This is a genomic window from Pseudomonas sp. H1_A03 (assembly GCF_054685145.1).
On sequence record NZ_CP162829.1, the window covers coordinates 4,571,979 to 4,598,727 of the forward strand.

Consider the following 26,749-nt stretch of genomic DNA (forward strand, 5'->3'; position numbering starts at 1 on the left):
TGCGAGGAGCATTGTGATGAGTACTGAAGACAAACGCATACGCGAGCTGGCGCATCAGATCTGGGAGTCCGAAGGCAAACCCCACGGTGAAGATGCGCGGCACTGGGAAATGGCGCGCAAGCTGGCGGAAGCCGAAGCGTTGACGCCAAGCAAGCCAAAGGCGGGGGCCAAGCCCAAGGCAAGCGCGCCTAAACCGTCGCCAAAAGCCAAGCCGCCAGCACCAGCGGCCAGCAAGCCAGCACCAGCGGCCGCTAAAAAGCCGCCGGCGCCGAAGAAGCCCAAGCCTTGACCTCACACCTCTTGCCGGCGCCGTCGGCAAGAGGTGATTTCTTATTCCAAATTGTCAGCTGAAATCTCGTCAGCAGGGCCGCGTTCGGCCTGAAAAAAGACCCTTGCAGGAGCAACACAATGAGCAAACCCGATAAAACCTCACCGACGCCGGACAGCGAACCGTCGCGGATTCGTGAAGGTTTGCCCTTCCCACTTGGCGCGACCTGGGACGGTCTGGGCGTCAACTTTGCACTGTTCTCGGCAAATGCTACCAAGGTTGAGCTGTGCCTGTTCGATGACACCGGTGAGGTGGAGCTTGAGCGTATTGAACTGCCGGAATACACCGACGAAATCTTCCACGGTTACCTGCCCGACGCCCACCCCGGGCTGATTTACGGCTACCGTGTCTACGGTGCATACGACCCGGCCAACGGCCACCGCTTCAACCACAACAAATTGCTGATCGACCCCTATGCCAAACAGCTGGTGGGCGAACTCAAATGGTCGGAGGCGCTGTTCGGCTACACCATCGGCCACCCCGACGACGACCTCAGCTTCGACGAACGCGACAGCGCGCCCTTCGTGCCCAAGTGCAAGGTCATCGACCCGGCACACACCTGGGGCAACGACCAGCCGGTGCGTGTGCCGTGGGACCGTACGATCATTTATGAAACCCACTTGCGCGGCATCAGCATGCGCCACCCTTCCGTGGGCGAATCCGTGCGCGGCACCTGCGCCGGTCTTATGGAAGATGATGTACTCAAGCACATCCGCCAGTTAGGCATTTCCTCCGTCGAATTGCTGCCGGTACACGCATTTGTCAACGACCAGCATCTGCTGGAAAAGGGCATGACCAACTACTGGGGCTACAACAGCATCGCGTTTTTCGCCCCGGACCCGCGCTACCTGGCCAGCGGCAAGATCGCCGAGTTCAAGGAGATGGTCGCGCACCTGCATGAACAGAAGCTCGAGGTGATCCTCGATGTGGTCTACAACCACACCGCCGAAGGCAACGAACGCGGCCCGACCCTGTCCATGCGTGGCATCGACAACGCCTCGTACTACCGCCTGATGCCGGATGACAAACGTTTCTACATCAACGATTCCGGCACCGGTAATACCCTGGACCTGAGCCACCCGTGCGTGCTGCAGATGGTCACTGACTCGCTGCGTTACTGGGCGACAGAGATGCACGTCGACGGTTTCCGCTTCGACCTGGCGACCATCCTCGGGCGCTATCGCGACGGTTTCGACGAGCGCCACAGCTTCCTCGTGGCCTGCCGCCAGGACCCGGTGCTGCGCCAGCTGAAAATGATCGCCGAGCCTTGGGACTGCGGCCCTGGTGGCTACCAAGTGGGCAATTTCCCGCCGGGCTGGGTGGAATGGAATGACCGCTTCCGCGACACCGTGCGCGCGTTCTGGAAAGGTGATGACGGCCAGTTGGCGGATTTCGCCGCACGCATGACCGCGTCGGGCGAGATGTTCAATCATCGCGGCCGTCGCCCTTACAGCTCGGTGAATTTCATCACCGCGCACGATGGTTTCACCTTGCACGACCTGGTGTCGTACAACGACAAACACAACGAAGCCAACGACGAGAACAACCAGGACGGCAGCAACAACAACCTGTCGTGGAACCATGGCGTCGAAGGCCCGACCGAAGATCCCGAGATCAACGCACTGCGCCTGCGCCAGATGCGTAACTTCTTCGCAACGCTGCTGTTGTCACAAGGCACGCCGATGCTCGTGGCCGGGGACGAATTTGCCCGCACTCAGCACGGCAACAATAATGCCTACTGCCAGGACAGCGAGATCGGCTGGGTCAACTGGGATTTGGACGACGACGGAAAGGCGCTGCTCAAGTTTGTAAAACGCCTGATCAAGCTACGCTTGGCCTACCCGATCCTGCGTCGCGGGCGCTTCCTGGTCGGCGATTACAACGAAGATATCGGCGTGAAGGACGTGACGTGGCTATCGCCAGATGGCACCGAGATGAGCACCGAGCAGTGGGAAGACAGCCACGGTCGCTGCCTGGGCATGTTGATGGATGGCCGCGCCCAGGAAACCGGGATTCGCCGTGCCGGCGCCGATGCGACCTTGCTGCTGGTGGTGAACGCCCACCACGACATGGTCAATTTCCGCCTGCCGCCAGTGCCCGAGGGTGAGTTCTGGACCTGCATGCTCGACACCAACGAGCCTGCGGTGCGTGGCCAGGAACGTTTCGACTTTGAACATGAATACGCGGTGACCGGCCGCTCGCTGCTACTGTTTGAGCTGCAGCACGAAGACGAGGTGTGAGATGGCGTTGCATGGATTCCTTCAAGGCAACCGGGGCTATGCGAACACGCAAGCCCTGGGCGCCGCCCTGAAGGCGCTTCAGGAAGAAGGCCTGGACCAACTGCCGTTGCCCGGCAGCGGCCAGACGTTGGAACGGTTCAGCCGCTTGGCGCAGGTGGCAGGTCACGACCTGCGCCTGTGCAAGCTGTTTGAAGGCCATACCGATGCCCTGGCAATTATCGCCGAGCTCGACAGCCCCTTGCCGCCCTTGGGCAGTACGTGGGGTATGTGGGCGGCCGAACCACCCACCGCCAAGGTGCATGTGCGCAAAGAGGGCCATCGCCTGATCGTGCAAGGGCGTAAGGCCTGGTGCTCCGGCGCCGCGGTGGTCAGCCACGGGTTGTTGACGGCCTGGGACGAAGAGGATCGCCAGCAGTTGGTGGCGGTGCACATGGACCAACCCGGCATCACTGTGACTGACGAGGGCTGGAATGCCGTGGGCATGGCGGCCACCGGCAGCGTGGAAGTCGTGTTTGATGGGGCCTGGGGGCTTGCCGTGGGCGGCCCCGGTGATTACCTCGCCCGTCCTGGTTTCTGGCAAGGCGGGATTGGCATTGCGGCCTGCTGGTACGGCGCGGTGCAACGCCTGGCGGAAGTCCTGCGTGAACAATGCAATAAACGCCCGGAATCGCATGCCCTCGCCCACCTAGGCGCCGTCGACAGTGCATTGAACAGTGCCGCCTGCGTGCTGCGCGCCAGTGCCGAACACGTCGACCGCGAACCGCAGGCTGACGCCAGGGCGTTGGCCCAACAGACGCGCGCCTGCATCGAAGACACGGTTGAGCAAGTGATTCGCCACGTTGGTCGCGCGGTCGGTGCGGGCCCCTATTGCAAGGACCCGCACTTCGCCCAGTTGATGGCGGACCTGCCGGTGTATGTGCGCCAAAGCCATGCCGAGCGCGACTTGGCCGGTCTTGGCGAACTGGCCGCCGGCGCCCCCACAGGCAGGTGGCAGCTATGAAAGCCAATCCGATTGTTGGACAGGGTACGCCGCTGCAGCACTGGCAGGCGTCGCCGAAAATGGCCGAGTTGCCACAGATCAGCGTCGAGCAGTTGGTGCCGGAAGGCCATCGTGCGGTGATCATTGCGCCGCATCCGGATGACGAAGTGCTGGGTTGCGGCGGGCTGATGCAGGGTTTGGCGGCGCTGGGCCGGCCGATCCAGTTGATTTCAGTCACCGATGGCAGCGCCAGTCATCCCGGTTCGCAACGTTGGCCAGTTGAGCGCTTGAGCGTGGTGCGCCCCCAGGAGTCAGCACAGGCCCTGCATCGTCTGGGCCTGCCTGCCCACAGCTTGAAATGGCTGCGCGCGGGTTTTAGCGACAGCAAGGTCGCGGCCCGCGAGGACGAACTCGCTGCGTTTATCCAGCGCTACCTCAAACCCAACGACGTCGTGTTCACCACTTGGCGCGAAGACGGCCATTGCGACCATGAGGCCGTTGGCCGTGCCAGCGCCAAGGCATCCGAGGCCGTGGGCGCAACCCTGTATGAGGTGCCTGTGTGGACCTGGCACTGGGCAACCCCGAAAACAGCCTGGTGCCCTGGCATCGCGCGCGCAAGATCCCGCTGAGCTGCGAAGCCATCGCCCGCAAGCGCCACGCCATCCATGCCTTCGCCAGCCAGTTGGAAGGCGACCCGCAGGTCGGCCTCGCGCCGGTGCTCGCGCCCTATGTGGTGGAGCGCTTGTTGCAGCCTTTTGAAGTGGTGTTCGTATGAGTGTGGCCACGCCTTACTTCGACCAGTTGTTCGCCGAGAACGACGACCCCTGGGCGTTTCGCCAACGCTGGTACGAGCGACGCAAACGCGCACTGACCCTGGCGATACTCACGCGGCCGCGCTACGCCTCGGTGTTCGAGCCCGGTTGCGCAAATGGCGAGCTGAGCTTCGAGCTGGCGCCACGTTGTGACCGCCTGCTGTGTTGCGACACCGCCGCCGCCGCCGTGGCGCTGGCGAGTAGCCGCCTGTTGGGTTTCCCGCATGCACAAGTGCGACAGAGTCGCTTGCCCGAACAGTGGCCCACCGGCCAGTTCGAGCTGATCGTATTGAGCGAGCTGTGCTACTACCTTGACGCAGATGACCTGAGTGAGTTGATCGATCGCGCCCGCGCCTCGCTTACCGACGACGGCCAGGTGCTGGCCTGCCACTGGCGCCCGCCTATCGAAGGTTGCCCGCAGACTGCCGAGCAGGTGCACGCGCTGCTCCAGCAGCGCCTGGACATGCCGCGGATCGCAAGCCATCACGAACACGACTTTCTTCTTGATCTATGGAGCCGCGATGGCACCTCGGTCGCCACCCTTGAGGGCTTGCGATGATCGGCATTCTGATCCCGGTACATAACGAAGAGGCGTTGCTGGGCGACTGCCTTGAAGCGGCGTTGATCGCGGCTGGCCACCCCGGATTGATGGGCGAAGCAGTCACTATCCTGGTCGTGCTCGACAGTTGCAGCGATGGCAGTGCCGCCATTGCCCAGGCCTACCCGGTGCAGTACCTCGAAGTCCAGGCGCGCAATGTGGGGCATGTGCGCGGCGTTGGCGCGCGCCACCTGCTCAATCAGGGCGCGCGCTGGATCTCCTGCACGGACGCCGACAGCCGGGTTGCCCCGGACTGGCTGGTGGCGCAGCTGGCGCTGGGGGTGGATGCGGTGTGCGGCACTGTCACGGTGGACGCCTGGAGCGAAGATTTCGACCCCGCTGCACAAATTCGTTATCTGCAAGGTTATGAGGCCCGTGACGGTCATCGGCACATCCACGGTGCCAACCTGGGCGTGAGCGCTGGCGCTTATGTCCGCGCCGGCGGTTTCGAACCGCTGGCGTGCCATGAAGATGTCCAGTTGGTGCGCAACCTTGAGCGGTGCGGCGCCTCCATCGCCTGGAGCCATACGCCGCAAGTGATCACCAGTGCGCGCCTGGACGCCCGCGCACAAGGCGGGTTTGGCGATTATTTGAAGAGTTTGATGCACGCCACTTAAAAAACGACGTTGCTGAATGTAAAAACGACCAATCCTTGTCTATGCTGAGGACGCCTTGCTGGTATTCCACGGTTGGAGTGCCATGCAGCCACTGCGGCGGAGCCTGTGGTGGGTATAAGAGAGTCGTCCCTCCCACGGGGCACGACCCACAGCATCAATCGACAAGGATGTAACACCCCATGAAGCTTGCTTCCTTAAGCGACGGCCGTTGCGGTACGGCGCAAATCTGGAACAGCGCCCCGCAGCTGGCGCAAATCCTTCCGATCACCGCGTCCTCACTGGTACCCGCTGGCGCGCGCGTGGTCATCATCGCCCCGCATCCCGGCGACGAAGTGCTGGCCTGTGGCGGCTTGCTGCAGTTGCTCAGCACCCTGGAACACCCGCTGCAACTGATCTCCATCACCGACGGCAGTGCCAGCCACCCGGGGTCCAATATATGGCCGGCGAGCCGCTTGAGCGTGGTGCGCCCGCAGGAAAGCGTCGAAGCGCTGCGCCGCCTGGGCATGCCGTTGCACAGCCTGAAGTGGATACGTGGCGGGTTCTGCGATACCGCCCTCGCCGCCCGGGAAGTACAACTGAGCCAGTTCATCGCGCGTTACCTGCAGCCTGGCGACGCGGTGTTCAGCACCTGGCGCAATGACGGCAATGCCGACCATGACGCAGTCGGCCGTGCCAGCGCCAAGGCGTGCAGCCTGGTCGGAGCGCAGCTGCATGAATTGCCGATCTGGGCCTGGCACTGGCCCGCCCGAGAGGGGGCGATCATCCCCTGGCAACGGGCGCGCAAAGTGCGTCTGGACAGCTGGAGCGTGGCGCGCAAACTCCATGCCGTCCACGCCTATGCCAGCCAGTTGGCCGGCGACCCGGAAATCGGCCTGGCGCCCATGCTGGCCCAGGTGCTGCTGGAGCGTATGCGCGAGCCTTATGAGATCGTGCTGTCGTAAAACCTCACCTGGCCATTCCTGTTGTGTTTGATGCTTGTTGAGTGTGAGGGTCGGATTGCAGGCTTGTATCGCAGTGTGTACAGAGCCCATGGCGATACACCGGCTTTAACCCGGCGGGTTTCCTGAAACAGGCCAGATACAGCCCGGCGTTTCACTGAGCACCCGGCACACATCAAGCCGCAGGAGGCTCGCCATGCACGCTCAGTTGAATCGCCGCTCCAAACGCCACCCTCTTTTCCTGACCTTTGCCCTGTTGCCGTTCGGCGTCCTGGGCATGGCTCACGCGGAAATGCCCGAGGCGCCTATTCGGGCCGTCGCCAGCACTCAGACGGCCTTAGGGGCCCTCAAGCACGTCAACGCCGGCCTGCTGGACGTGGCCTATGCCGAAGTCGGCCCGGCGACCGGCCCAGTGGTGATCCTGCTACACGGCTGGCCCTACGACATTGACAGCTACGCCCAGGTGGCGCCGTTGCTGGCGGCCAAGGGTTATCGCGTGCTGATCCCTTACGCCCGCGGTTATGGCGACACGCGTTTTCTCTCGGATAAAACCCTGCGTAACGGCCAACCGGCCGCACTGGCCAGTGATGTGATCGACTTCATGGACGCGCTGAAGATCAAGCAAGCCGTGCTCGGCGGTTATGACTGGGGCGCCCGCTCGGCAGACATCGTTTCCGCGCTGTGGCCTGAGCGGGTCAAAGCGCTGGTGTCGGTCAGCGGTTACCTGATCGGCAACCAGGCGGCGGGCAAAACCCCTTTGCCGCCTAAAGCCGAGCTGCAATGGTGGTACCAGTTTTACTTTGCCACCGAACGCGGCGCGGATGGCTACCAGAAAAACACACACGACTTCGCCAAACTGATCTGGCAGCTGGCCTCACCGCACTGGACGTTCGATGACGCCACGTTCGAGCGCAGCGCCAAAGGCCTGGAGAACCCGGATCACGTGGCGATCACCGTGTTCAACTACCGCTGGCGCCTGGGCCTGGTCCAGGGCGAACCCCAATACGAACCGCTGGAGCAGAAACTCGCCCAGGCGCCATCGATTGGCGTGCCGACCATCACCCTCGAAGGTGACGCCAACGGCGCGCCGCACCCGGCCCCCGGCGACTACGCCAAGCGCTTTACCGGCAAGTATGCGTTTCGCCTGATCAATGGCGGCGTGGGCCACAACCTGCCGCAGGAAGCGCCCGAGGCGTTTGCCAAGGCCGTCATTGATGCGGATCACCTGTGACCGAGTGTGTCGCCTTCATCCAATGGGCACCCTTGAAGCGCGAAAACTGGTAAGCGATCCCCAGCCAGATAAACCAGGCCGGCATCACGTACAGCGCCAAGCGTGTATCCGGCCGCAGCGCCAACAGGCCGAGTACAAACGCGAGAAACGCCAGGGAAAACCAGGCCATCGGCACACCACCAGGCATCTTGTAGATGGATTTCGCGTGCAGGTCCGGGCGTTTTTTACGGTAGGCGATGTAGGACGCGAGGATGGTCGACCAGGTAAAAATCACCAGGATCGCTGACACCGTGGACACAATGGTGAAGGCGGTCATCACCTCGGGTACCACAAACAGCAATACCAGCCCCAATAGCATCAGCAGGGTGGTAAACGCCAGGCTGATAAACGGCACGCTGCTGTTCGACAACCGCCCAAAAATGCCCGGGGCATCCCCCAGGTCGGCCAACCCGAACAGCATGCGGCTGGCCGAAAATACGCCACTGTTGGCCGATGACGCCGCCGAGGTGAGTACCACGAAATTCACAATGCCCGCAGCGGCCGGAAAACCTGCGACCAGGAACAACTCAACAAACGGGCTTTTGCTCGGCGAGACTTGCTGCCACGAGGTCACGGCGATGATGCACGCCAGGGCCAGCACGTAGAACAGGATGATGCGCAGCGGGATCGAGTTGATCGCCTTGGGCAACGTGCGCTCTGGCGAGCGGGTTTCGGCGGCGGCCGTGCCAATCAGTTCGGTGCCGGCGAAAGAAAAAATCGCCATCTGGAAGCCGGCAAAAAAGCCGAACAGGCCATTGGGAAACGCTGCCTGTTTGTCCAGCAAATGGGTCAGCGAAGCAGTGACGCCGGTCGGCGAGACAAACGAGCTGGCGATCAGCACCACACTCACGCCAATCAAGGTCACCACGGCGATGATTTTGATGATCGCGAACCAGAACTCCACTTCGCCAAACAGCTTGACCGTCAGCACGTTCAGCGCGAACAGCGTGAGCAACATACCCACCGCTGGCATCCACGCCGGCACATCCGGAAACCAGTACTGGAAGAAGCCGCCGACCACCACAGCATCCCCCACCACCGCTACGCTCCAGCTCAACCAGTACGACCAGCCGAGAAAGAACGCCGCGCGCGGCCCCAGGTACGCCCCGGCAAAGTCGGCGAAGCTCTTGAAGTTGAGGTTGGACAGCAGCAGCTCGCCCATGGCGCGCATCACGAAATACACGAACAGCCCAATGATCATGTAGATCAGGATGATCGAGGTGCCGGACAGCGCAATGATCTTGCCGGAGCCCATGAACAGGCCAGTGCCGATCGCACCGCCCATGGCCATCAACTGGATATGGCGGTTGCTCAGGGTACGTTGCAACGCAGGCTTTTCATAAAGCCCGGGCGTGGTTGTTTTCATCACAAAACCTCTTGTTATGTTTTTGAGTTTTGGCAGAAGAAAAGTCGACGGTTGTTGTTATTGGGTTTTGCTTTCGAAACCGTGCAGCACGTTGACGGCATTGATGCCGATTTCATCGACCATGTAGCCGCCTTCCATCACGAACAGCGTGGGCACGCCAACGCTGGCGATGATTTCGCCCATGCCGAGGAAGTCCTGGCTGTCGAGGAGGAAGTGGCTGATGGGGTCGTCCTTGAAGGTGTCGACACCGAGGGAGATAACCAGCACCTCGGGTGCAAAACGGCGCAGTTGTTGGCAGGCGTCGACAAGGGCGGTTCGGTAGTGGTCCCACGTGGTGTTTTTGGGCAACGGGTAATTCAGGTTGAAGCCCTCCCCCGCACCTGCGCCGCGCTCACTGCTGGCACCGGAGAAATACGGATAGGACACCGCCGGGTCGCCATGCAGGGAAATGAACATCACGTCCGGACGGTCGTAGAAAATATTCTGCGTGCCATTGCCGTGGTGAAAATCCACATCCAGCACCGCCACGCGCTTGGCGCCTTTAGTGATGGCTTGCTGCGCGGCAATCGCGGCGTTGTTGAGGTAGCAATAGCCGCCCATGTATTCACGCGCCGCGTGATGGCCCGGTGGGCGGCACAGGGCGAAGGCGCTGTAATGGCCTTCATCCAACAGTGCCAGGCCGGTCAAGGCGATATCGGCGCTGGTTTTTACCGCCTCCCACGTAGTGCGGGTAATCGGCGAGCCGGCGTCCATGGCGAAGAAACCCAACTTGCCGTCGATGAAATCCGGCACCTGTTGGTTGGCCAAGTCCCGGACCGGCCACACCAGGGGCAGCGCGTCATGGCTGCGGCCGATGGCGGTCCATTCGGCCCAAGCGGTTTCGAGGAATGCCACGTAGCGCTCGCTGTGGGCGTTGACATAACAGGCCCGGTCAAAGCGCCGCGGTACGATGATATCGCCCAAGCCAACCTGCCTGACGCGGTCACGCACGGTGTCGGCGCGGCTCGGTTGTTCGAACGAGGGTTTGAGCACGCCGTCCTTCAGTTCGGTGCCATGGTGCAAACGGTGGGCTTCGCTAAAAACAGTCAGCATGTGGGTCATCCGCCAGTAAAAGACAGGGTCTATTTTGTTCTGGCAACGCCGGGCTTTCTTTGCTTTTACTTACGACACTGTTAGCTTTATCGGGAATATTTACCCTATGAGCTCACAATTGTGAAAAATAAAACCAAACAGGTCGCTCTTGATGACACTGATCTCGCCATCCTCGCCCTGCTGCAGGAAGACGCCAGTATTTCCAACGCTCAACTCAGCGAGCGTTTATCCCTGAGCCTCACGCCCTGCTGGCGCCGACGCAAACGCCTGGAAGAAGAAGGCGTGATCAAGGACTACCAGGCCAACCTCGATCGCAAGATGCTCGGGCTGGACATCATGGCCTTTGTGCATGTGCGTTTCGCCATCCATACCGACCATGCGCCTGACGCTTTCGAGGCGGTGGTGAAAGAGCTGCCGCAGGTATTGTCGTGCCACAAAATCACGGGGGATGCGGATTACCTGTTGCAAGTGCTGGCGGAAGATCTGGACAGCTACAGCGAGTTTGTCGAGAGCGTGCTAAGGCGCCAACTGGGGATTGCTTCGATCCAGTCCAGCCTGGCGTTGCGAGAGGTGAAGGCGACAAGCCGGGTGGCCATTCCCAAGCGCGACTGAGCGGCCCTACCTGGGGGTGCGTTTGGAGATTGATGGCTAAACGCCCCATCCGCCACATGTGAAAAATTCGTTAACTAATTCTCCCTGAAGGCTTTTTCCTCCCGACTCAATCTGCCAAACTGATGCGAATAATTATCAACATCTTTATTATTCGCCACGGACGGCATTCGGGGAGGTTCAGTTCCATGCCTGTGCAACAACACGGCGGCAAAGGTTTTTCACCCAGTTTAATGGCGTTGGCTGTCTGTCTTGCAAGCGCCCAAGCGGCCTTTGCCGCGGACACTGAAACGCCAGCAACCACGCTTGAGCTGGGTGCCACGCAAATCTCCGGGGAGCAGCAGCTTGGCGAAACCACCGAAGGCACGCAGTCCTACACCACCGGCGCGATGAAAACGGCGACCAAGCTGCCATTGACCATGCGTGAGACCCCGCAGGCCGTCACGGTGATCACCCGCCAACGCATGGACGACCAGGCCATGACCAGCGTCAATGACGTGGTCAAGAACACGCCCGGCCTGTTCCTCAGCCAATCCAGCGGCCCCGGTCGGCATACCTATAAATCACGCGGGTTCGACATCGACAACATGATGTTCGACGGCATCCCCAGTTCGTATTCTGGCTACGCCAACAGCGTGCAGCCCAACTTAGCGATGTTCGACCGGGTGGAAGTGATTCGTGGCGCTACCGGCCTGGTCACCGGCGCGGGCAACCCTTCGGCTGCGATCAACTTTGTGCGCAAGCGTCCCACTGCCACGCCGCAGGTTTCGATCACCGGTGCTGCCGGCAGTTGGGATGATTATCGCGGCGAATTCGACGCTTCCAGCGCCTTGAATGACAGCGGCACCCTGCGCGGTCGCGTGGTGGGTTCATACCGGGACGCCAACAGTTTCCGCAAGGGTGAAGAAAGCGATCACGGACTGTTCTATGCCATCGGCGAAGCCGACCTCAGCGAAAACACCACGGCGACCCTGGGCTTCTCGCGCCAGGAAGATCAGACCAACCACTTCTGGGGCGGCTTGCCGATCGGCACTGACGGCCACCACCTGAACCTGCCTCGCTCCACCAACCCCGGCTCGGACTGGGAAAACAAGAAACTGACCATCGACACGGTATTTGGTGATATCGAGCATCGCTTCGCCAACGATTGGAAACTCCACATCGCCGGCTCGTCATCACAGTTGGACGGTGTATTCACCGGTACCTACCAGTCGCGCTATCAAACCACCCTGGCGCGCACCGCCTACCAATCGAACCAGGATGACAAGCAATACGGGCTGGACACCTTCTTCAGCGGCCCGGTCGAAGCCTTCGGTCGTACCCATGAAGTGGTGGTGGGCACCAGCAAACGCATCTATGACGCCACCTCCAAGGAGTTCAGCCCCTACGACACCAACTACCCACTCAATGGCGCAAAGCCGAACTTCGTACGCGACGGCAAAGGCCACAGCATCACCACCCAGGATGGGGTTTACTTGACAACCCGCCTGAACCTGGCAGACCCGCTCAAGGTCATCCTGGGCGCCCGTGTGGACTGGTATGACTACGATGACCGCCAGGGCGATGGCGACTACAAAGTCACCCGCAACCTCACACGCTACGCCGGGGTGATCTACGACCTTGACGAGCACCATTCGGTCTACGCCAGCTATACCGATATCTTCACGCCGCAGACAAGTCGGGATTTTTCGGACAAACCCTTGGAACCTATCGTCGGTGAAAACTACGAAGTCGGCATCAAGGGCGAGTACTTCAACGGTGCGCTCAACGCCAGCCTGGCAGTATTCCAGATCGACCAGAAAAACCGCGCGACATTGCCTGACAGCCAGGTGGGATGCCCGATCACCGCTTGCTACGAAGCGTCCGGACTGGTTCGCAGCCAGGGTATAGATCTGGAGCTGCAAGGTTCCCTCACTGAGAACTGGCAAGTCGGCGGTGGCTTTACCTACACCCGTGCGCATTACGTCAAGGACACCAAGCCTGCCAATAACAACCAGCGTTTCGACACCGACACCCCAGAGCGCCTGTTCAAACTCACCACCTCCTATCGCTTCCAGGGCCCGCTGGAAAAACTGCGCATCGGTGGCAACGTTTACTGGCAAAGCCGCATGTACAACGATGTGGTGCTCGCCAACAGCAATACCTATCGCCTGGAACAAGGCAGCTATGCAGTTGCAGACGTTATGGCCGGGTACCAGGTAAACAAGCATCTGGACCTGCAGTTGAACGTGAACAACATCTTTGACCGCACCTACTACTCGGCAATCGCCACCAGCCCGATCTGGGGTTCCACCGACACCTACGGCAACCCACGCAGCTTTGGCGTCACGGCCAAATACAGCTTCTGACCGCACCTTGATAAACGGCTAGCCGACCGGGTAGCCGTTCCTCAAGTCCCTTCTCTTGATGCCGATATACCTTTGGCAACACTCAATCCAATAAAAATAAAACACCCAACTTGCTCCACCCTGCCCCCGCTTTGTTTCGACCAGACCCCATGGAGTCAGTGTGAATGCCCACCCCCGCGCGTTTTTTCGAGCACTACCGTAAAGCCGACCGCATCATGCTGGCGTTGATCTGGCTGATGTTTTTGTTTTCGCTGGGCCTGGCGTTCTGGCACGACACATTGATGCAGGCCGTGATCGTGGGCGGCGGCACCGGCGTGGTGCTCACTGCGCTTTATCGAGCCCTTGGCGGAACCCGCGTGATGCGCTGCGCATTAGGCGCGGGCCTGATGGTGATGGCGGCATTGCACATCAACCAGGCGCAGGGGGTGATCGAAGCGCACTTCGGGATCTTCGCGCTGCTGGCGGTCCTGACGTTTTATCGCGACTGGCTGCCGATCCTGATCGCAGCGGCGACAATTGCCGTGCACCACGTGGTGTTCCATGCGCTGCAACATCAAGGTTTCCCGGTATTCGTGATGGAACACCACGGCGGCTGGACCATGGTGTTCGTTCACGCCTTCTACGTGGTGATGGAAACCGTTGCCCTGCTCTACCTGGCCGTGCACAGCCAGGCCGAAGCAGTCGAGAGTCAGGAAATGCTCGAGAAAATGCTCGCGGTCACTTCTCAGCTCACCGTTGAGGCCGACAGCGCTGACAAAGGCACAATGCGCGTTTCCCTGGCCAAGCGTTTCGACCACTTCCTGCAACAGATCACCCACCTGATCGACGGCGTCGCCCGTGACTCCCACGGCCTCGGCCAACTCGGCCAGGAACTGGCAGACGCCAGCGGCACCCTGGAAAAAGGCGCGCGGCATCAGTTGGCAGAAATCACCCAGATGACCGGCTCGATGCAGCGGATGGAAGACGCCATGGGCCACATCGCCGTACACGTCGAACACGCTGTGGATCACGCAGGCAAAGCCAGCCAACAAGTCCTGCGCGGCCAGGAAAGCGTGAGCCGCGCCCAGCAGGAAATCACCCAATTGGCCTCACGCCTCAACGGCACGCACGAGACCGTGCAAGGCCTGGCCACACAAGCCGAACACATCGGCACCGTACTGGAAGTCATCAGCAGCATCGCCAACCAAACCAACCTTCTCGCCCTCAACGCCGCCATCGAAGCCGCCCGCGCCGGCGAGCAAGGCCGTGGCTTCGCGGTGGTCGCCGACGAAGTCCGCAGCCTGGCGCAGCGCACGGCGGTGTCCACCCAAGAAATCAAAACCATCATCGAAAGCCTGCAACACGGCAGCCGCCAAGCCGTAGAAGCCATGCACGACAGCCGCCAGGGCGTCGAACGTTGCGTGGAAGACAGCCAGGTGGCGGTCGATATGCTGCGCGCGGTAGGCAATGACATCGCGCACATCGACGACCTGAATGGGCGGATCGTGACCACCACCCGCGAACAGACGTCGGCGAACCTGGAGATTGTCGGGCGGTTGCAGTCGGTGCAAAGCATTGCGCAGAGCACAGCGGATGATGTGGAGATGTTGGCGAGGAGCAGTGAACGGTTACCGCCGATTGCGGTGAGGTTGGATGCGTTGGGGAGGCGGTTTCATCAGTGATGAGGCCTGCGCTGCCTGCAAAGGACACTGCTTTTAGCATACGATGTTCAATGCACAGGCAAGCCAACGATGTCGAGAATGTCACTGAATTTTGTGAGGTTAGCGGCGTTGCAATCGTCGGGCAGAGTTCCGTAGCCCCAACTGGCAAAAGCAAACGGAATTCCGTACGCACGGGCGGCTTCAAAATCGTTCCAGTTGTCTCCGATCATGATCTTGGGAAGCTTTTCATAATCGGCCCGCGCTACCACTGCACTTAGGTGTCTAGGGTCAGGCTTCTTGAAGGCCACGGTATCCCCACCACAAACCACATCCATAAATCTCAACAGGTCGGTTTGCTTGAGAATATCGATGGCGATCATTTCGTTTTTATTCGTACAAACCGATAGTTTCCATCCCGCGTCTCGCAACGCGCTGAGGGTTTCAATTACCCCTTCATAGGGTTTTGTCATCCGGTGGTCAGTATGTTCGTAGCGCGAGGTGAAGGTATCGATCGCTTCTTCCAAATCATCCACTCCCCGCAAGCAGAACGCCCGCTTGGCAAAAGAACGCATTCCGTCACCGAGGAATAATGAAGTGGTTGCGACCAGAATTGGCTCAAGATTCCGCTCGATCAGAATGGTGTTCAGTTGCGCGGTCATGTCGCCCGCAGAGTCGACAAGAGTACCGTCAAGGTCAAAAATGATTGCGCCGGTCTCAATCGGGTGTGCAACTTCCAGGTCATTTATCGACATGTATTTTTACTCACGTTTTGCAGGGCTATGGCTTTTTTGCTACGCATCAGCACATACACCCCAGCGGATGCGAGCAGCGAGAACAGAGCGGCAATCACAAAGGCGCCCGCGAATCCCTGGCTGTAACTCTGCTGAGCGAGCCCCTTCAGCGTTTCGGTTAAGTCGTGGGGATACAGTGCGATAGCACGCTCGAAGTCGCCTGCCATGACGTACTCGGAAAATCCGGGTTTAGCAGACACTCCCGCGTCTATCAGCCTGCTTTCTACCGCCGATTTCACGCCACTGGCGAGTACCGCTCCCAGTCCGGCGAAACCCAGCAATATGCCGGTGAATCTGGAGGTAGTGCTGATGCCGGATGCCATTCCGGCGCGACTCCGAGACACTGTGCCCATGATGGCCTTCTGGGTTTCGCCATTCAGCAATCCACCGCCTGTTCCCAGAATTGCCATGCCGCAAATCAGCAACAGTTCTCCCTGCTGAACGGCGGCAAACATCAGAATCAGGTTACCAAGTGCAACGATTAAGAGGCCCAGTGCCAGGATGCCCGCGCTTTCAAGGTAAGGTGAAAGCCGCCTGCCTACTTGTGGAAAAATCAGCATCGCAATGGCAAATGGAAGCATGGCGATACCCGCTTGGAGTACGCCGTTGCCACGGCCATTTTGTAGAAAGAGCGGTAACAGCGATGCCATGACTTGAGCAGACGAGGCATAGGCCAGCATCGCGAGTACGGCGCCAACGAAGGGTCTGGCTGTAAACAATTCGAGATCAAGCATTGGGTGAGTACGACGCTTTTCGACCCAGACAAAGACTGCGAAAAACAGCAGGCCCCCGATCATGCTCACGAGGACAGGGATACTCGACCATCCATGACTGGGACCGGCGATGAGCGCCCATGTGGCACTGAACATCCCTAGCGCGAACAGCGCAATTCCCGGGATGTCCAGCGTTCTCGGAACGGGGTCACGAGATTCATCCACCAGCGTCACGACCGCTGCCGCCAGCAATAGGCAGACTGGAATGTTGATATAGAAAGCCCAGCGCCATCCCAGTGAACTGCTGATCACCCCACCAATGAGCGGCGAGACAACCATTGTGAGTCCCATGATGCCGCCCCATATCGCCCATGCGTGGCTGCGCGCTTTTTCATCGTGAAAAGTGTGTCCGATGATGGCTAGGGCAGGAGCAAGTAGGAAAGCAGATCCGACGCCCTGTACCGCTCGCGCCAGATAAAGGCCTGGCGCTGAAGGCGCCAAACCACAGGCCAGAGAAGAGGCTGCAAAGAGCGCTATTCCGAACAAAAAGACGCGTCGTCGGCCGTAACGGTCAGCGATGGAGCCTGCTGGAAGCAAGAGGGCAGCGAAGCAGAGCACATAGGTGCTTATGACCCACTCGACCTCTGCAAACGATGCCTGAAGATCCCTGGCAATGGTTGGCAAAACGATGCCCACGACGTTCGTATCTAGAACGGTCATGGCACAGCCCGCCGACGCGACAGCCAGTATGGCGGCTTCTTTTCTCATGGAATGACAGTCTCTTTTAATAACGGCAGCAGTCACTGCACTTTTTGAAAAGGGCGTTTATTTAAATGCCCCGAGCCCGGCTTGAGCGATCTCTTCATCGTGCTGGGGTGTGTCCGCAGATACCCCTACCGCCCCAACGGTGTGTCCGTTGACGATGATCGGGAAACCACCCCGCATCAGCACAAAGCCTTGTGCGGTGATAGCGGCAGGCCTGGTGCCGTTGATGGCGTCTTCCAGCGCGCCGCTGGGACGTCGGAACAGAGCAGCTGTGCGCGCTTTGCCGGGAGCCAGTTCAACACCCGCTGGGACAGCGGCGTTGTCCATGCGAGCGAGGAGAATGGGCAGGCCAGCACTATCGACAACGGAGATCACGCACGGCCACCCAGCCGTTTGTGCCTTCGTTTGCGCCGCTGAGAGGATCTGTTGAGCGGCGGCAAGCGTCAGAACTGGCTGGCTGGGCAACTCCAATGCTGCTGCTGGCAAGGAAACAAGTGCGAGGGATCCAGCGAGGCCAGCAGCGATTGCGATGTGGGGGAGACGAAACATGATGAACTCCTAGGAAAGTGAGTCCAATGATTGAAACAAGGGAGACAATTCAGAACAATAAAGCCTATTAGCCATATAATTCAGAAAAATTGAATACAGGGGTCAAGTCACGTGGATATTCGCCATCTTCGCTCCTTCGTCACAGTTGCGGAAAATCTGCATTTTTCACGATCAGCTGAGCAACTGGGCGTTTCTGCCCCAACGCTCACTGCGCAAATCCAGGAAGTAGAGAGCTCGTTAGAAGCCAGGCTTTTTAACAGAACAAAGCGGTCTGTCGCTTTGACGCCGGCTGGGGAAGCGTTTCTGACAGAAGCCCGCTCTACCCTTGAACAATTTGAAAGAGCTATTAACGTGGGCCAACGTGCAGGCCGAGGCCAGGTGGGCCGAGTGGAAATCGGCTACGTTGGTTCAGCCGCCTTTTTCGGGGTACTCCAAGACCAAGTCCAGCGCTTTCGCAATCAGTGGCCAGACGTCATGGTGAACACCAAGGAACTCCCTACCGAGCAGCTCACGGCACGTCTTGAGGATGGGCGGATTGATGTAGCCTTTGTACGAATGCCCGTGCATCTACCTGATGCAATCTCCAGCCGTATTTTGGCGCGAGACCGCTTCTGCCTTGCGTTGCCAGCTGACCATATCTTGGCAACGACAGAGGATGACATTCGTCCGAGCGCGCTTGCGAGCGAGTTGTTTGTGCTCCCTGAACAAGCGTTAGGGTTGCGTGAAGTGGCCAAGCGCGGAAGATTCGATCCATACATTGGTTCGGTTCCCGGAAGCCTGGTCGAAGTGCTGACACAAGTGGCACTGGGCGTGGGTATAGCGGTAATTCCCAGTGTTCTGATTCAAACTATCCAACTGCCAAACGTGGTTTTTAGGGGGATCGCTGGGCCTCCCATTTTTTCAGAGGTGGGGGCTTTGTTTCGCCGCCATGAGAAGCTGCCGATTGTGTGTAACCTGATTAGCCAGATCCTTGAGACCGATGAGCGCTTATAGGACCGTCTGGGATCGACCGCAGTTATAGAGCGTCAGACCTCCGTCTGTGCCCAGCATCTGGGATGCTCCTCCTGCAACACCTGCCAGTCGGTCCTAAACCACTCCACGTACAAAGGTGCGTTTACGCCCACCCGGCGCGTGAACTGCCTGAACGACCTTGCCCCTTCGCCTCAAACAGGCTACAAATCCCAACACGTAGTTGTACGACAACCTAAAAATAAATAGCCATCCCCGACGATGGCGTCCACTGCACGAGTTCCCCCATGACTGCCCCTGCCCCCGCTCAAACGACATCCGCCCTATTCTCCCGTCCCATCGCCGTGTTGATTCTGCTCTGCATGGGCTGCGCGTTCGCCGGCAACCACATCGCCGCTCGCGTAGCCTTCGATGATGGTGCCGGGGTGCTGCTGGCCATTCTGCTGCGCTCAGGCGGCACTTTATTGGTGCTGGCCGCATTAGTGCTGTGGCAACGTCAAAGCCTGCGTCTGCCGCCCGGTGCGTGGCGCTGGCAAGTAGTGCTGGGCTTACTCATTGCCGCCCAAAGCCTGTGCCTGTATTCCGCCGTAGCCCGTGTACCGGTAGCGGTGGCGCTGTTGGTGGGCAATGTTTTCCCTATTTTGCTGGCGCTGCTCACCTGGGCATTTGGCGGCCCACGCCCCACTGCGCGCACCGCCTTGCTGATGGGCTTGATTCTGGTGGGGCTGGTGTTTGTGCTCGACGTACCAGGCCGCCTCTCCAGCAATACAGACATCGGCCCGCACTGGCTACTCGGCATAACCCTCGCCTTCTGCGCCGCGTTTGTATTCGCCTGCGCGCTGTGGATCACCGATCACAAGTTGTCCCAGGTACGTGGTTCCGTGCGCAGCCTGCTGACGATCTTTATCGTGTTCAGCAGCGTCAACCTCGCCGGCCTGAGTGGTGCCCTTCCAGGCGGCCTGAACTTACCGGCAACGGGTACTGGTTGGCTGGCGCTCGCGACGTTGGTCGTGCTCTACGGCACCGGTTTTATCGTGCTGTTCATTTCCGTCCCCCGCCTGGATATGCCGCGCAATGCACCGGTGATGAACATCGAGCCGCTGGCGACGCTGCTGATGGGCTGGATCGTGCTCGATCAAATGCTCAGCGCCGGGCAGTTGGCCGGCGGTGTCATCGTGGTGACCGGGATTGTGCTGCTGACTTATCGCAAGTCGCCTCGGCCTGCGCCCGAGCCACAATCATCTAGCCCCGCCCATCGATAGCCCCTCGCTTCACCTGGCCCAATTCCTGCCTTAACAAGCCCATAGAGTCGCTACTGACTACGCGGACGACTCTTTTGGGCCCCGCGGCCCAACCACCTCCCCCGATAATCGATCATCCCCGATCATTCCGAGGCCCTCCCCCATGACGAGCCCGTCCACCGAACAGGTCAGCCCCCAAACCCTGCGAAAGGTCATCATCGCCGCCGGCATCGGTAACTTCGTCGAGTGGTTTGACTTCGCCGTCTACGGCTTCCTCGCCACCACCATCGCCCAACAATTTTTCCCCAGCGGCGACGCCAGCGCCGCGCTGCTGAAAACCTTCGCCGTATTCGCCGTTGCCTTCGCCTTCCGACCCTTGGGCGGGATTTTCTTCGGCATGCTCGGTGACCGGATCGGCCGCAAACGCACGCTGGCCATGACGATCCTGCTGATGGCCGGCGCCACCACCTTGATCGGCCTGCTCCCCACGTACGCGGCCATCGGCGTCGCGGCGCCGATTCTTTTGTCGCTGATCCGCTGCGCCCAAGGTTTCTCAGCCGGGGGCGAATACGCCGGAGCCTGTGCCTACCTGATGGAGCACGCGCCCAGTGACAAGCGCGCCTGGTACGGCAGCTTCGTGCCGGTGTCGACGTTTTCCGCCTTCGCCGCCGCAGCCGTCGTGGCTTACGCCCTTGAGGCCTCGTTATCCGCCGAGGCGATGGGCAGTTGGGGCTGGCGCCTGCCGTTCCTGATCGCCGCACCGCTGGGCCTGGTGGGGCTTTACCTGCGTTGGAAACTGGATGAGACGCCTGCCTTCCAGGCCGTTAAGCAGGAGCACGCAGTCGCTCACTCCCCGCTCAAGGAAACCTTGCGCAACCATGGTGCGGCGATCTGCTGCCTGGGCGCTTTTGTGTCGCTGACGGCGCTGTCGTTTTATATGTTCACCACCTACTTCGCGACGTACCTGCAAGTGGCGGGTGGGCTGAGTCGGGCGGCGGCGTTGCTGGTGTCGCTGATTGCGTTGATCTTCGCGGCGGCAATCTGCCCGCTGGCGGGGTTGTATTCAGATCGAGTGGGGCGTCGGATCACGGTGATGACGGCGTGTGCATTGCTGATCGTGGTGGTGTTTCCGTCGTTCCTGATGGCCAGTTCGGGTTCGTTTGCGGCGTCTATTGTCGGGGTGATGATGCTCGCGGTGGGTGCAGTATTGTGTGGCGTGGTCACGGCGGCGTTACTGTCGGAGACTTTTCCGACGCGCACGCGGTACACCGCCTCGGCGATCACTTACAACATGGCTTATACGATCTTCGGCGGAACCGCACCGCTGATGGCGACGTGGTTGATCAGCACTACGGGGAGCAATCTGTCACCAGCGTTTTATCTGATTGCGGTGGCGTTGTTGGCGTTGGCGGGCGGGTTGGCGTTGCCGGAGACGTCGAGGGTTTCGTTGCATGATGTGGGTTCGGAGGAGAAGGAAGCAGCGCCTTTGCTTTCGCGTTAGGTTCCCTAACACCGGTGCGGGGCTGCGAAGTGGAGTATCAGGCGATAAAGAGGTCGGCAATACCGCCGCCTTCGCAGCCTCGCCGGGGCTCGACAGCTCCCACATTTGATCTTAATCGGGGCTAAAATTGCGCCCATAGCGACAACCGAAGCCCAACCACCACGATTCGCGCTGAACACGGGTAAGATCCAGCCTAAGCCCGCCCGATTGGACCCTCACTCATGCCCGCATCCCAAACCCGCCCTTCTCCAGCACCTTTGCTCAACCCTGGCGAAACCGTCGTGTTGTTCGACGGCGTGTGCAAGCTGTGCAACGGTTGGGCCAGGTTCCTGATTCGCCATGACCACCCACGCCGTATTCGATTGGCGGCAGTGCAATCCCCCGAGGGGCAGGCGTTGCTGGCTTGGGCGGGGCTGCCACTCGATCAGTTCGACACCCTGGCGGTGATTCGCGACCACCACTATTGGGTGCGTTCGGACGCGGTGTTCGAAATCATCGCGCAACTGCCTGCCGCGTGGCGTCCCTTTCTGCTGTTGCGCGGCATCCCGCGGGGGCTTCGGGATTGGGCTTACGATCGCATCGCACGCAATCGCTATCGGCTCTTCGGCAAGTACACCACCTGCCTGTTACCGGATCCCGATCATGAGCAGCGTTTTTTGAAGGGCCCGTTATGAACGCCCTGGTGCGCATCAACTGGATCGCCAGAGGCGGCCTGGCGTTTATGTTCGCCTATCATGGGCTGGTGCCGAAGCTGTTGTGGCTAAGCGACGGCGAGCGGACGATGATTCAGGCGCACGGGATCGAGCAGGTGCAGTTATTCGCCACGCTGGCGGGGGTTGGCGAGATTGCGCTGGCGTTATGGATCGTGCTTTCACCACGCAATCCCTGGCCGATCGCGGTGGCGGCGACGGCACTGATTGGGTTGCTGGTGGATGTGGCGGTAGTCAGCCCGGCGCTGCTAAGGGAGGCGTTTAACCCTGTGTCACTTAACGTGGCCGGGTTGGCGCTGTGTGCAGTGGCTTGGAATATCCGTCAGAAAAAAGCACGGCCAGGCTCAGGTTCGCCGGATCGTTGATGGCCGCCATGTATTCGTCGACGCTTATCTCACCGACGCACGGCCGCGCGCCGGGTTCGGGTACGTAGCCCTGGGCGAGCTTGATAGCCAGCGCAACGGCGGCGCAGCTGGGGATTTCCGGGCCTTTGTCGTTCAAGGCCGTCAGTTGCACAGCCAGTGACAACGGTTGGCCGTCGGCACCCAGGCCCCGCACATCGATGTACATTGCACTTTTGCCATCACCCAAGCGTTCGAACCAGGTCCCCAGCCGATGCAGCCGTGCGGCCCAGGTGACATGATCACGCACAATTCCCACCCGCAGCGCCTGGGCCAGCAAGTAGTTGGCGACGCCTCCCAGTTTGAGTCCCGCGCCCGCCTTGAAGCTCAAGGTATGGGCGCCATAGCGGCCGGCGAAAATATCCATGTCGGGCACGTCCACATTAGCCAGCACCCGTGTGCCTAGCTGTGGCAGCTTGCGCAGCGTCAGGTCTTGCCAGCCCAACACTTCATGCACCTGGCCGTTCCTGAGCTGTTTGATCGGTTTGCCCGCATAGGCGAGCACACCTTCGACCGTCGACAAGCCCGGCATCTTGGCCGAAGAGGAAATGCCATGCTCGATCGAGTCGATGCGCGTGAAGCGATACCGGTACTGATCGATGATCGCCGACGAGAGCGTCGGCACCGAACTGCACCCCGTGAGAATGGCGACGCCCGCCTGCTTGGCCTGTGCATCCAGCACGCCCACGCCATTGACGAACGTGCGGCAGTCAGACAGGTCGCAGTAGTTCACGCCCGCCTCGATGCAACTCAGGGCGACGGCATAGGACTGCCCCTGAAACGGGCCACCGGTGTGAACCACCAACCCGATGTCCCGAGACTGCAGGACGCCAGCGAATCCGGCCCCCATGGCATCGCCGCACCAGCCTTCGCACACATTGCCCGACTGTGCGTTCAACTCATCAAGTTTGCGCTGCAACTTATGGGGATCACGCCCCGAGAGCACCAGCTCAATGCCCGGGGCTACGGCCAAATGCCGGCAGACAATGCTGCCGAAGTTACCGTAGCCACCGATCACCATCACCCTGAGCGTCATTCCAGTCTTCCCTGAACAATTAATCGTGCGCAGCGTCTAGAGCAGGCTGGCAGCTGAGGCGGCTAACGATACCCGATTTCCTAGACCACCGCAGCGACGCGGGCTCTGGAGCCCCAGGCGAAAGTCAGCACCATCAGCAGCCCGAGACCTGCCATCGCTGCTCCAGCCAGGGATATCGCTGGATACCCTAACCCTGCGTTGATCACCGCCCCACCGACTGCTGCCCCAATCGCGTTGCCGAGGTTGAACGCGCCGATGTTGACTGCCGACGCCAGATTCGGCGCGCCTTTGGCAGCTTCCATCACGCGCATTTGCAACGGCGGTACGACGGCGAAGCTGGCGATACCCCATATGAGGATGCTCATGGCAGCCGGTACCGGCCAACGCATCAGTATTGTGAATGCCAGCAGTACAAGAATCAGTACGCTCAGTGACACGATCAGAGTGCGGTCGATCGAACGGTCTGCCGACTTACCGCCCCACATATTGCCGAGGGTCAAACCGACGCCGAACAACACAAGCATGCCGGTAATAAAGGCAGTGGACGCATGGGTTTCGCTGCTTAAGATCGGCACGATGTAAGTAAACACGGTGAACATCGCGGACGAACCGACGACAGTCAGCGCCAGCGCTGCCAGTACCGGCCCACGCCCCAACACCTTGATTTCGGCCAGCACACCCTCGCTTTTCGCAAGCGGCAGGTTAGGCAGGGCGAACCACAACGCCGCCATCGTCACCACGCCCAGTCCGGAGATACCCCAAAACGCCGTGCGCCAGCCGAGCAGTTCGCCAAACCAGGTCGCCAGCGGTACACCGCCGATGGTCGCCAGGGTCAAGCCCGTGAACATGGCGGCGACCGCCCCGCCGCGCTTGTCCGGCGCCACCACACTGGCGGCCACAATGGAACCGACGCCAAAGAACGCGCCGTGGTTGAGTGAGGTTACGACACGGGCGAACAGCAGGTCGTAATAGCCGGTTGCCAGGGCCGACATCACGTTACCCAGCGTGAAAATAGCCATGAGTCCGATCAACAGAGAGCGCCGGGGAATCTTGCCCGTGGTCAAGGTCATCAGTGGCGCGCCGAGCAGCACCCCCAGGGCATAGGCACTGACCAAAAGGCCAGCGGCGGGAATCGAAACACCAAGGTCCTGAGCGATGTTGGGCAACATGCCCATGGGTGCGAATTCGGTGACGCCGATACCGAACGCACCTACGGCGAGTGCTACAAGGGGGGGATTGATACGCATGGAAGTCTCCTCATTCATGCGCCAAATGTTACGATCTACGCTTTTAGGGCACTAGACCGCTAAATTGGCAATCACCTTTGCGTGCGAGGCAAAAATGGACTTCAACGGCAGGTCAGGTGAGATGGCTGTATTCGTGATGGTGGCGCAGGAAGGAAGCCTGTCGGCTGCGGCCCGGGCGCTACGCCTGACTCCCTCGGCAGTCAGCAGGGTTATCGCCCGCACGGAGCATCGCCTCGCCACCCGCCTGCTGATTCGCACGACCCGAGCGATAACCTTCACTGCCGAGGGCGAGGTGTATCTTCGTGGCGCCCGACGCATCCTGGCCGACATGGCCGAAGTCGAGGAAGCCATCGCCGATCAAGGCGTACCCAAAGGCAGACTGCGCGTCAGTGCTGCTCTTGGCCACGGTCGCATGGCCATCGTGCCCTTAGTGGCCGCATTCAGCGCCCGCTACCCGAACATTGTCGTTGACCTGACCTTGGGCGACGAAGTTGTTGACATCCTCGGCGGCCAAGCCGACGTAGCGATACGCTTTGGCCACCTGCCAGACAGCCCTCTTACCGCGCGCCGAATCGGAGACACCGGCCAGGTACTGGTAGCGTCACCTGAGTACCTGCGGCACCACGGCACCCCTCAAGAACCAGGCGACCTGCTGCGGCACAATTGCCTGCGCTTCAACTTCCACCGTGCGCAGCCCGACTGGCCCTTCGCCCGTAACGGCAGCGAGTTTTCACTGAAGATAAGCGGCAATATCGAATGCAGTAGTGGCGAAGCGCTTGCTCAACTGGCTCGATTAGGTGCCGGTATCGCGCGCATCGGCGAGTTCACTGTTGCAGAGGACGTGCAACGCGGTGATCTGGTCCCCCTGCTGCAGTCCTGGAACCCTGGCGATAGGGAGCCGATTCACGCGGTGTTTGTTGGCGGTACAACCATGCCAGCGCGGATACGTGTGTTCGTGGATTTTTTGCTGGAATACCACCGGATATAAACAACCCCTGGCTCAATCGTTTTCATACCGCCGCGCCCCCCGCAAAATGCGGTGACGTGCCGAAATACTCGATCAACAGTTCGGTGAGGCCCCGAATCTTCTGTGCGGGATGCTGGCCTGCCGGGCGGACCGCCGGGGGTGGTGGATACCCCGTCATGATCGGCACAAGTGCACCGCTGGCCACGCATCAGGGCTTGATGGGCGATGAGCTCCTGCGGCTTCTTAGGTGAACCGTGAGCCTTGATATAACCCGGACTCGCAACCAGCTTGTCGTTGATCGGACCGATGCATCTTGCGATCAGGTTGGAATCCTGAAGGTAGCCGACCCGTATCGCACAGTCGTAACCCTCTGTGATGAGATCAACAAAGCGATCGCTGTAGCCGGTCTGGATATGCAGCTGCGGGTGTCGTCGGGCCATTTCCGCCAGCACGGGTGCGAAATGTGGCGCCGGCCTCTGTGAGCGCCGCACCGCGAGTAGACCGAGCCAGCAACTGCACGCCAAGTTCTGCTTCCAGCCGAGCCAACCTGCGGCTGACGATTGACTTGGACACGCCAAGCCTAAACGCCCCCCGCATCGGCAACCTCTACGAAGGTCTGAAGCTCTTCAATATCCAAATCAGTGTTCCCCATTTTGCGACACCGCTAACCACCGCACGCTATGATCGCTGAACGTGGAGGTTTCATCTTCCCGCAAATCACCGATGTGTTTCCCGGCCAAGAGGTCATTGACCGGACGTTCATCAACACTTGGGAAGACCCGGTAGTCGTGGATGCGGTAAAAGCCACCGGCCGCAAGCAACTAGTCATCGCTGGCCTGTGGACGGAAATATGCGTCGCACTGACAGAGGTGCTCCAGCAGCATGCCGCCGGCAGCGGCATTGCGTATCTGTGGGAACAGCAGTTGCTCAACACACCAGTGCCAGCCATCGAAGGGTAATTTGAGCGGGGATGAAGAGACGCGGGCACGATACCGTGTCAAAAGGCTGCTTCATCCCCCCCT

At 60.2% G+C, this 26,749-nt stretch carries 24 protein-coding genes and 2 pseudogenes; 18 read left to right on the top strand and 8 right to left on the bottom strand.

The annotated features are described in order from the left end of the window. Window positions 1-16: 16 nt before the first annotated feature. From AB4O35_RS21325 to AB4O35_RS21360, 8 genes and pseudogenes are all read left to right on the top strand, one after another. A complete protein-coding gene (locus AB4O35_RS21325; protein ID WP_065872955.1) occupies window positions 17-289 on the top strand; it encodes a DUF2934 domain-containing protein in 273 nt (90 codons plus the stop codon). 119 nt (window positions 290-408) lie between these two features. Then, window positions 409-2,568 carry a glycogen debranching protein GlgX gene (glgX, locus tag AB4O35_RS21330; protein ID WP_065880589.1) on the top strand — a complete coding sequence of 720 codons (2,160 nt, stop codon included), beginning with the start codon at window positions 409-411 and terminating at the stop codon, window positions 2,566-2,568. A 1-nt stretch (window position 2,569) separates the two neighbouring features. Continuing rightward, window positions 2,570-3,568, top strand: coding sequence for an acyl-CoA dehydrogenase (locus AB4O35_RS21335; RefSeq protein ID WP_460149265.1), 999 nt, complete (start codon window positions 2,570-2,572; stop codon window positions 3,566-3,568). Then, window positions 3,565-4,322, top strand: a pseudogene (locus AB4O35_RS21340) (PIG-L deacetylase family protein). The gene AB4O35_RS21335 and the pseudogene AB4O35_RS21340 overlap by 4 nt, the downstream one beginning before the upstream one ends. Then, on the top strand, window positions 4,319-4,918 hold the full coding sequence (locus tag AB4O35_RS21345; RefSeq protein ID WP_065872951.1) for an SAM-dependent methyltransferase: 600 nt from the start codon (window positions 4,319-4,321) through the stop codon (window positions 4,916-4,918). Before AB4O35_RS21340 ends, AB4O35_RS21345 begins: the two are co-directional and overlap by 4 nt. After that, a complete protein-coding gene (locus tag AB4O35_RS21350; protein WP_065872950.1) occupies window positions 4,915-5,574 on the top strand; it encodes a glycosyltransferase family 2 protein in 660 nt (219 codons plus the stop codon). Before AB4O35_RS21345 ends, AB4O35_RS21350 begins: the two co-directional genes overlap by 4 nt. A gap of 179 nt (window positions 5,575-5,753) precedes the next feature. Further along, window positions 5,754-6,515, top strand: a complete 762-nt coding sequence (locus AB4O35_RS21355) for a PIG-L deacetylase family protein (RefSeq protein ID WP_065872949.1) — start codon at window positions 5,754-5,756, stop codon at window positions 6,513-6,515. A gap of 193 nt (window positions 6,516-6,708) precedes the next feature. Further along, window positions 6,709-7,743 carry an alpha/beta fold hydrolase gene (locus AB4O35_RS21360; protein WP_065880592.1) on the top strand — a complete coding sequence of 345 codons (1,035 nt, stop codon included), beginning with the start codon at window positions 6,709-6,711 and terminating at the stop codon, window positions 7,741-7,743. On the opposite strand, the gene AB4O35_RS21365 is transcribed toward AB4O35_RS21360, so the two are convergent. Beyond that, window positions 7,721-9,148: an amino acid permease gene (locus AB4O35_RS21365; RefSeq protein ID WP_049713116.1), complete on the bottom strand. Its 1,428-nt coding sequence runs from the start codon at window positions 9,146-9,148 to the stop codon at window positions 7,721-7,723. The genes AB4O35_RS21360 and AB4O35_RS21365 overlap by 23 nt on opposite strands. 57 nt (window positions 9,149-9,205) lie before the next feature. After that, on the bottom strand, window positions 9,206-10,240 hold the full coding sequence (locus AB4O35_RS21370; RefSeq protein ID WP_065945445.1) for a histone deacetylase family protein: 1,035 nt from the start codon (window positions 10,238-10,240) through the stop codon (window positions 9,206-9,208). Between the two features lie 117 nt (window positions 10,241-10,357). Here AB4O35_RS21370 and AB4O35_RS21375 point away from each other — a divergent pair, with 117 nt between their 5' ends. The 3 genes from AB4O35_RS21375 to AB4O35_RS21385 all read left to right on the top strand — a co-directional run bounded on the left by AB4O35_RS21375 (window position 10,358) and on the right by AB4O35_RS21385 (window position 14,858). Next, the gene (locus AB4O35_RS21375; RefSeq protein ID WP_065872946.1) at window positions 10,358-10,852 is read left to right on the top strand and encodes an Lrp/AsnC family transcriptional regulator; all 495 of its coding nucleotides are present in this window, start codon (window positions 10,358-10,360) and stop codon (window positions 10,850-10,852) included. A 185-nt stretch (window positions 10,853-11,037) separates the two neighbouring features. Beyond that, window positions 11,038-13,197 carry a TonB-dependent siderophore receptor gene (locus AB4O35_RS21380; protein WP_065872945.1) on the top strand — a complete coding sequence of 720 codons (2,160 nt, stop codon included), beginning with the start codon at window positions 11,038-11,040 and terminating at the stop codon, window positions 13,195-13,197. A 164-nt stretch (window positions 13,198-13,361) separates the two neighbouring features. Continuing rightward, a complete protein-coding gene (locus tag AB4O35_RS21385; RefSeq protein WP_065872944.1) occupies window positions 13,362-14,858 on the top strand; it encodes a methyl-accepting chemotaxis protein in 1,497 nt (498 codons plus the stop codon). A 47-nt stretch (window positions 14,859-14,905) separates the two neighbouring features. On the opposite strand, the gene AB4O35_RS21390 is transcribed toward AB4O35_RS21385, so the two are convergent. Genes AB4O35_RS21390 through AB4O35_RS21400 form a run of 3 tightly spaced genes read right to left on the bottom strand, consistent with a single transcriptional unit; the run spans window position 14,906 to window position 17,655 of the window. Further along, complete coding sequence (locus AB4O35_RS21390; protein WP_065872943.1) at window positions 14,906-15,589, bottom strand: HAD hydrolase-like protein; 684 nt, start codon at window positions 15,587-15,589, stop codon at window positions 14,906-14,908. Beyond that, window positions 15,580-17,109 (bottom strand): MFS transporter, encoded by a 1,530-nt coding sequence (locus AB4O35_RS21395; RefSeq protein WP_065880595.1) that lies wholly within the window; start codon window positions 17,107-17,109, stop codon window positions 15,580-15,582. Before AB4O35_RS21395 ends, AB4O35_RS21390 begins: the two co-directional genes overlap by 10 nt. A gap of 57 nt (window positions 17,110-17,166) precedes the next feature. After that, entirely contained in the window at window positions 17,167-17,655 is a 489-nt protein-coding gene (locus tag AB4O35_RS21400) for a GlcG/HbpS family heme-binding protein (RefSeq protein WP_065872941.1), read from the bottom strand. Window positions 17,656-17,766: 111 nt separating this feature from the next. Between AB4O35_RS21400 and AB4O35_RS21405 the strand changes: the two genes are divergently transcribed. The 5 genes from AB4O35_RS21405 (at window position 17,767) to AB4O35_RS21425 (ending at window position 22,441) form a co-directional block, all read left to right on the top strand. After that, window positions 17,767-18,648 carry a LysR family transcriptional regulator gene (locus AB4O35_RS21405; RefSeq protein ID WP_065872940.1) on the top strand — a complete coding sequence of 294 codons (882 nt, stop codon included), beginning with the start codon at window positions 17,767-17,769 and terminating at the stop codon, window positions 18,646-18,648. 263 nt (window positions 18,649-18,911) lie between these two features. Beyond that, window positions 18,912-19,886, top strand: coding sequence for an EamA family transporter (locus AB4O35_RS21410; RefSeq protein WP_065945443.1), 975 nt, complete (start codon window positions 18,912-18,914; stop codon window positions 19,884-19,886). 142 nt (window positions 19,887-20,028) lie between these two features. Next, window positions 20,029-21,366: an MFS transporter gene (locus tag AB4O35_RS21415; RefSeq protein ID WP_065872938.1), complete on the top strand. Its 1,338-nt coding sequence runs from the start codon at window positions 20,029-20,031 to the stop codon at window positions 21,364-21,366. A gap of 221 nt (window positions 21,367-21,587) precedes the next feature. After that, window positions 21,588-22,040, top strand: coding sequence for a thiol-disulfide oxidoreductase DCC family protein (locus AB4O35_RS21420; protein ID WP_065872937.1), 453 nt, complete (start codon window positions 21,588-21,590; stop codon window positions 22,038-22,040). Continuing rightward, entirely contained in the window at window positions 22,037-22,441 is a 405-nt protein-coding gene (locus AB4O35_RS21425) for a DoxX-like family protein (protein ID WP_065880600.1), read from the top strand. Before AB4O35_RS21420 ends, AB4O35_RS21425 begins: the two co-directional genes overlap by 4 nt. On the opposite strand, the gene AB4O35_RS21430 is transcribed toward AB4O35_RS21425, so the two are convergent. Beyond that, the gene (locus AB4O35_RS21430) at window positions 22,353-23,513 is read right to left on the bottom strand and encodes a saccharopine dehydrogenase family protein (RefSeq protein ID WP_460149267.1); all 1,161 of its coding nucleotides are present in this window, start codon (window positions 23,511-23,513) and stop codon (window positions 22,353-22,355) included. The two genes, AB4O35_RS21425 and AB4O35_RS21430, sit on opposite strands and share 89 nt — an antisense overlap. An 80-nt stretch (window positions 23,514-23,593) precedes the next feature. Then, window positions 23,594-24,760 carry an MFS transporter gene (locus AB4O35_RS21435; RefSeq protein ID WP_065945442.1) on the bottom strand — a complete coding sequence of 389 codons (1,167 nt, stop codon included), beginning with the start codon at window positions 24,758-24,760 and terminating at the stop codon, window positions 23,594-23,596. A 94-nt stretch (window positions 24,761-24,854) separates the two neighbouring features. Between AB4O35_RS21435 and AB4O35_RS21440 the strand changes: the two genes are divergently transcribed. Next, complete coding sequence (locus tag AB4O35_RS21440; RefSeq protein ID WP_083207068.1) at window positions 24,855-25,748, top strand: LysR family transcriptional regulator; 894 nt, start codon at window positions 24,855-24,857, stop codon at window positions 25,746-25,748. A gap of 22 nt (window positions 25,749-25,770) precedes the next feature. On the opposite strand, the pseudogene AB4O35_RS21445 reads toward AB4O35_RS21440, so the two are convergent. Then, window positions 25,771-26,364: pseudogene (locus AB4O35_RS21445) on the bottom strand (LysR family transcriptional regulator). A gap of 43 nt (window positions 26,365-26,407) precedes the next feature. On the opposite strand from AB4O35_RS21445, the gene AB4O35_RS21450 reads away from it, so the two are divergent. After that, a complete protein-coding gene (locus AB4O35_RS21450) occupies window positions 26,408-26,686 on the top strand; it encodes an isochorismatase family protein (RefSeq protein WP_065872933.1) in 279 nt (92 codons plus the stop codon). Window positions 26,687-26,749 lie beyond the last annotated feature (63 nt).

What these genes read in the sequence shown, in the direction of transcription:
- AB4O35_RS21430 (WP_460149267.1), bottom strand. Translation starts at nt 23,513, where the DNA reads ATGACGCTCAGGGTGATGGTGATCGGTGGCTACGGTAACTTCGGCAGC.
- AB4O35_RS21450 (WP_065872933.1), top strand. Translation starts at nt 26,408, where the DNA reads ATGATCGCTGAACGTGGAGGTTTCATCTTCCCGCAAATCACCGATGTG.
- AB4O35_RS21420 (WP_065872937.1), top strand. Translation starts at nt 21,588, where the DNA reads ATGCCCGCATCCCAAACCCGCCCTTCTCCAGCACCTTTGCTCAACCCT.
- AB4O35_RS21355 (WP_065872949.1), top strand. Translation starts at nt 5,754, where the DNA reads ATGAAGCTTGCTTCCTTAAGCGACGGCCGTTGCGGTACGGCGCAAATC.
- AB4O35_RS21380 (WP_065872945.1), top strand. Translation starts at nt 11,038, where the DNA reads ATGCCTGTGCAACAACACGGCGGCAAAGGTTTTTCACCCAGTTTAATG.
- AB4O35_RS21370 (WP_065945445.1), bottom strand. Translation starts at nt 10,240, where the DNA reads ATGCTGACTGTTTTTAGCGAAGCCCACCGTTTGCACCATGGCACCGAA.
- AB4O35_RS21435 (WP_065945442.1), bottom strand. Translation starts at nt 24,760, where the DNA reads ATGCGTATCAATCCCCCCCTTGTAGCACTCGCCGTAGGTGCGTTCGGT.
- AB4O35_RS21425 (WP_065880600.1), top strand. Translation starts at nt 22,037, where the DNA reads ATGAACGCCCTGGTGCGCATCAACTGGATCGCCAGAGGCGGCCTGGCG.
- AB4O35_RS21350 (WP_065872950.1), top strand. Translation starts at nt 4,915, where the DNA reads ATGATCGGCATTCTGATCCCGGTACATAACGAAGAGGCGTTGCTGGGC.
- AB4O35_RS21390 (WP_065872943.1), bottom strand. Translation starts at nt 15,589, where the DNA reads ATGTCGATAAATGACCTGGAAGTTGCACACCCGATTGAGACCGGCGCA.
- AB4O35_RS21365 (WP_049713116.1), bottom strand. Translation starts at nt 9,148, where the DNA reads ATGAAAACAACCACGCCCGGGCTTTATGAAAAGCCTGCGTTGCAACGT.
- AB4O35_RS21345 (WP_065872951.1), top strand. Translation starts at nt 4,319, where the DNA reads ATGAGTGTGGCCACGCCTTACTTCGACCAGTTGTTCGCCGAGAACGAC.
- AB4O35_RS21440 (WP_083207068.1), top strand. Translation starts at nt 24,855, where the DNA reads ATGGACTTCAACGGCAGGTCAGGTGAGATGGCTGTATTCGTGATGGTG.
- AB4O35_RS21325 (WP_065872955.1), top strand. Translation starts at nt 17, where the DNA reads ATGAGTACTGAAGACAAACGCATACGCGAGCTGGCGCATCAGATCTGG.
- glgX (WP_065880589.1), top strand. Translation starts at nt 409, where the DNA reads ATGAGCAAACCCGATAAAACCTCACCGACGCCGGACAGCGAACCGTCG.
- AB4O35_RS21415 (WP_065872938.1), top strand. Translation starts at nt 20,029, where the DNA reads ATGACGAGCCCGTCCACCGAACAGGTCAGCCCCCAAACCCTGCGAAAG.
- AB4O35_RS21400 (WP_065872941.1), bottom strand. Translation starts at nt 17,655, where the DNA reads ATGTTTCGTCTCCCCCACATCGCAATCGCTGCTGGCCTCGCTGGATCC.
- AB4O35_RS21410 (WP_065945443.1), top strand. Translation starts at nt 18,912, where the DNA reads ATGACTGCCCCTGCCCCCGCTCAAACGACATCCGCCCTATTCTCCCGT.
- AB4O35_RS21360 (WP_065880592.1), top strand. Translation starts at nt 6,709, where the DNA reads ATGCACGCTCAGTTGAATCGCCGCTCCAAACGCCACCCTCTTTTCCTG.
- AB4O35_RS21385 (WP_065872944.1), top strand. Translation starts at nt 13,362, where the DNA reads ATGCCCACCCCCGCGCGTTTTTTCGAGCACTACCGTAAAGCCGACCGC.
- AB4O35_RS21395 (WP_065880595.1), bottom strand. Translation starts at nt 17,109, where the DNA reads ATGAGAAAAGAAGCCGCCATACTGGCTGTCGCGTCGGCGGGCTGTGCC.
- AB4O35_RS21335 (WP_460149265.1), top strand. Translation starts at nt 2,570, where the DNA reads ATGGCGTTGCATGGATTCCTTCAAGGCAACCGGGGCTATGCGAACACG.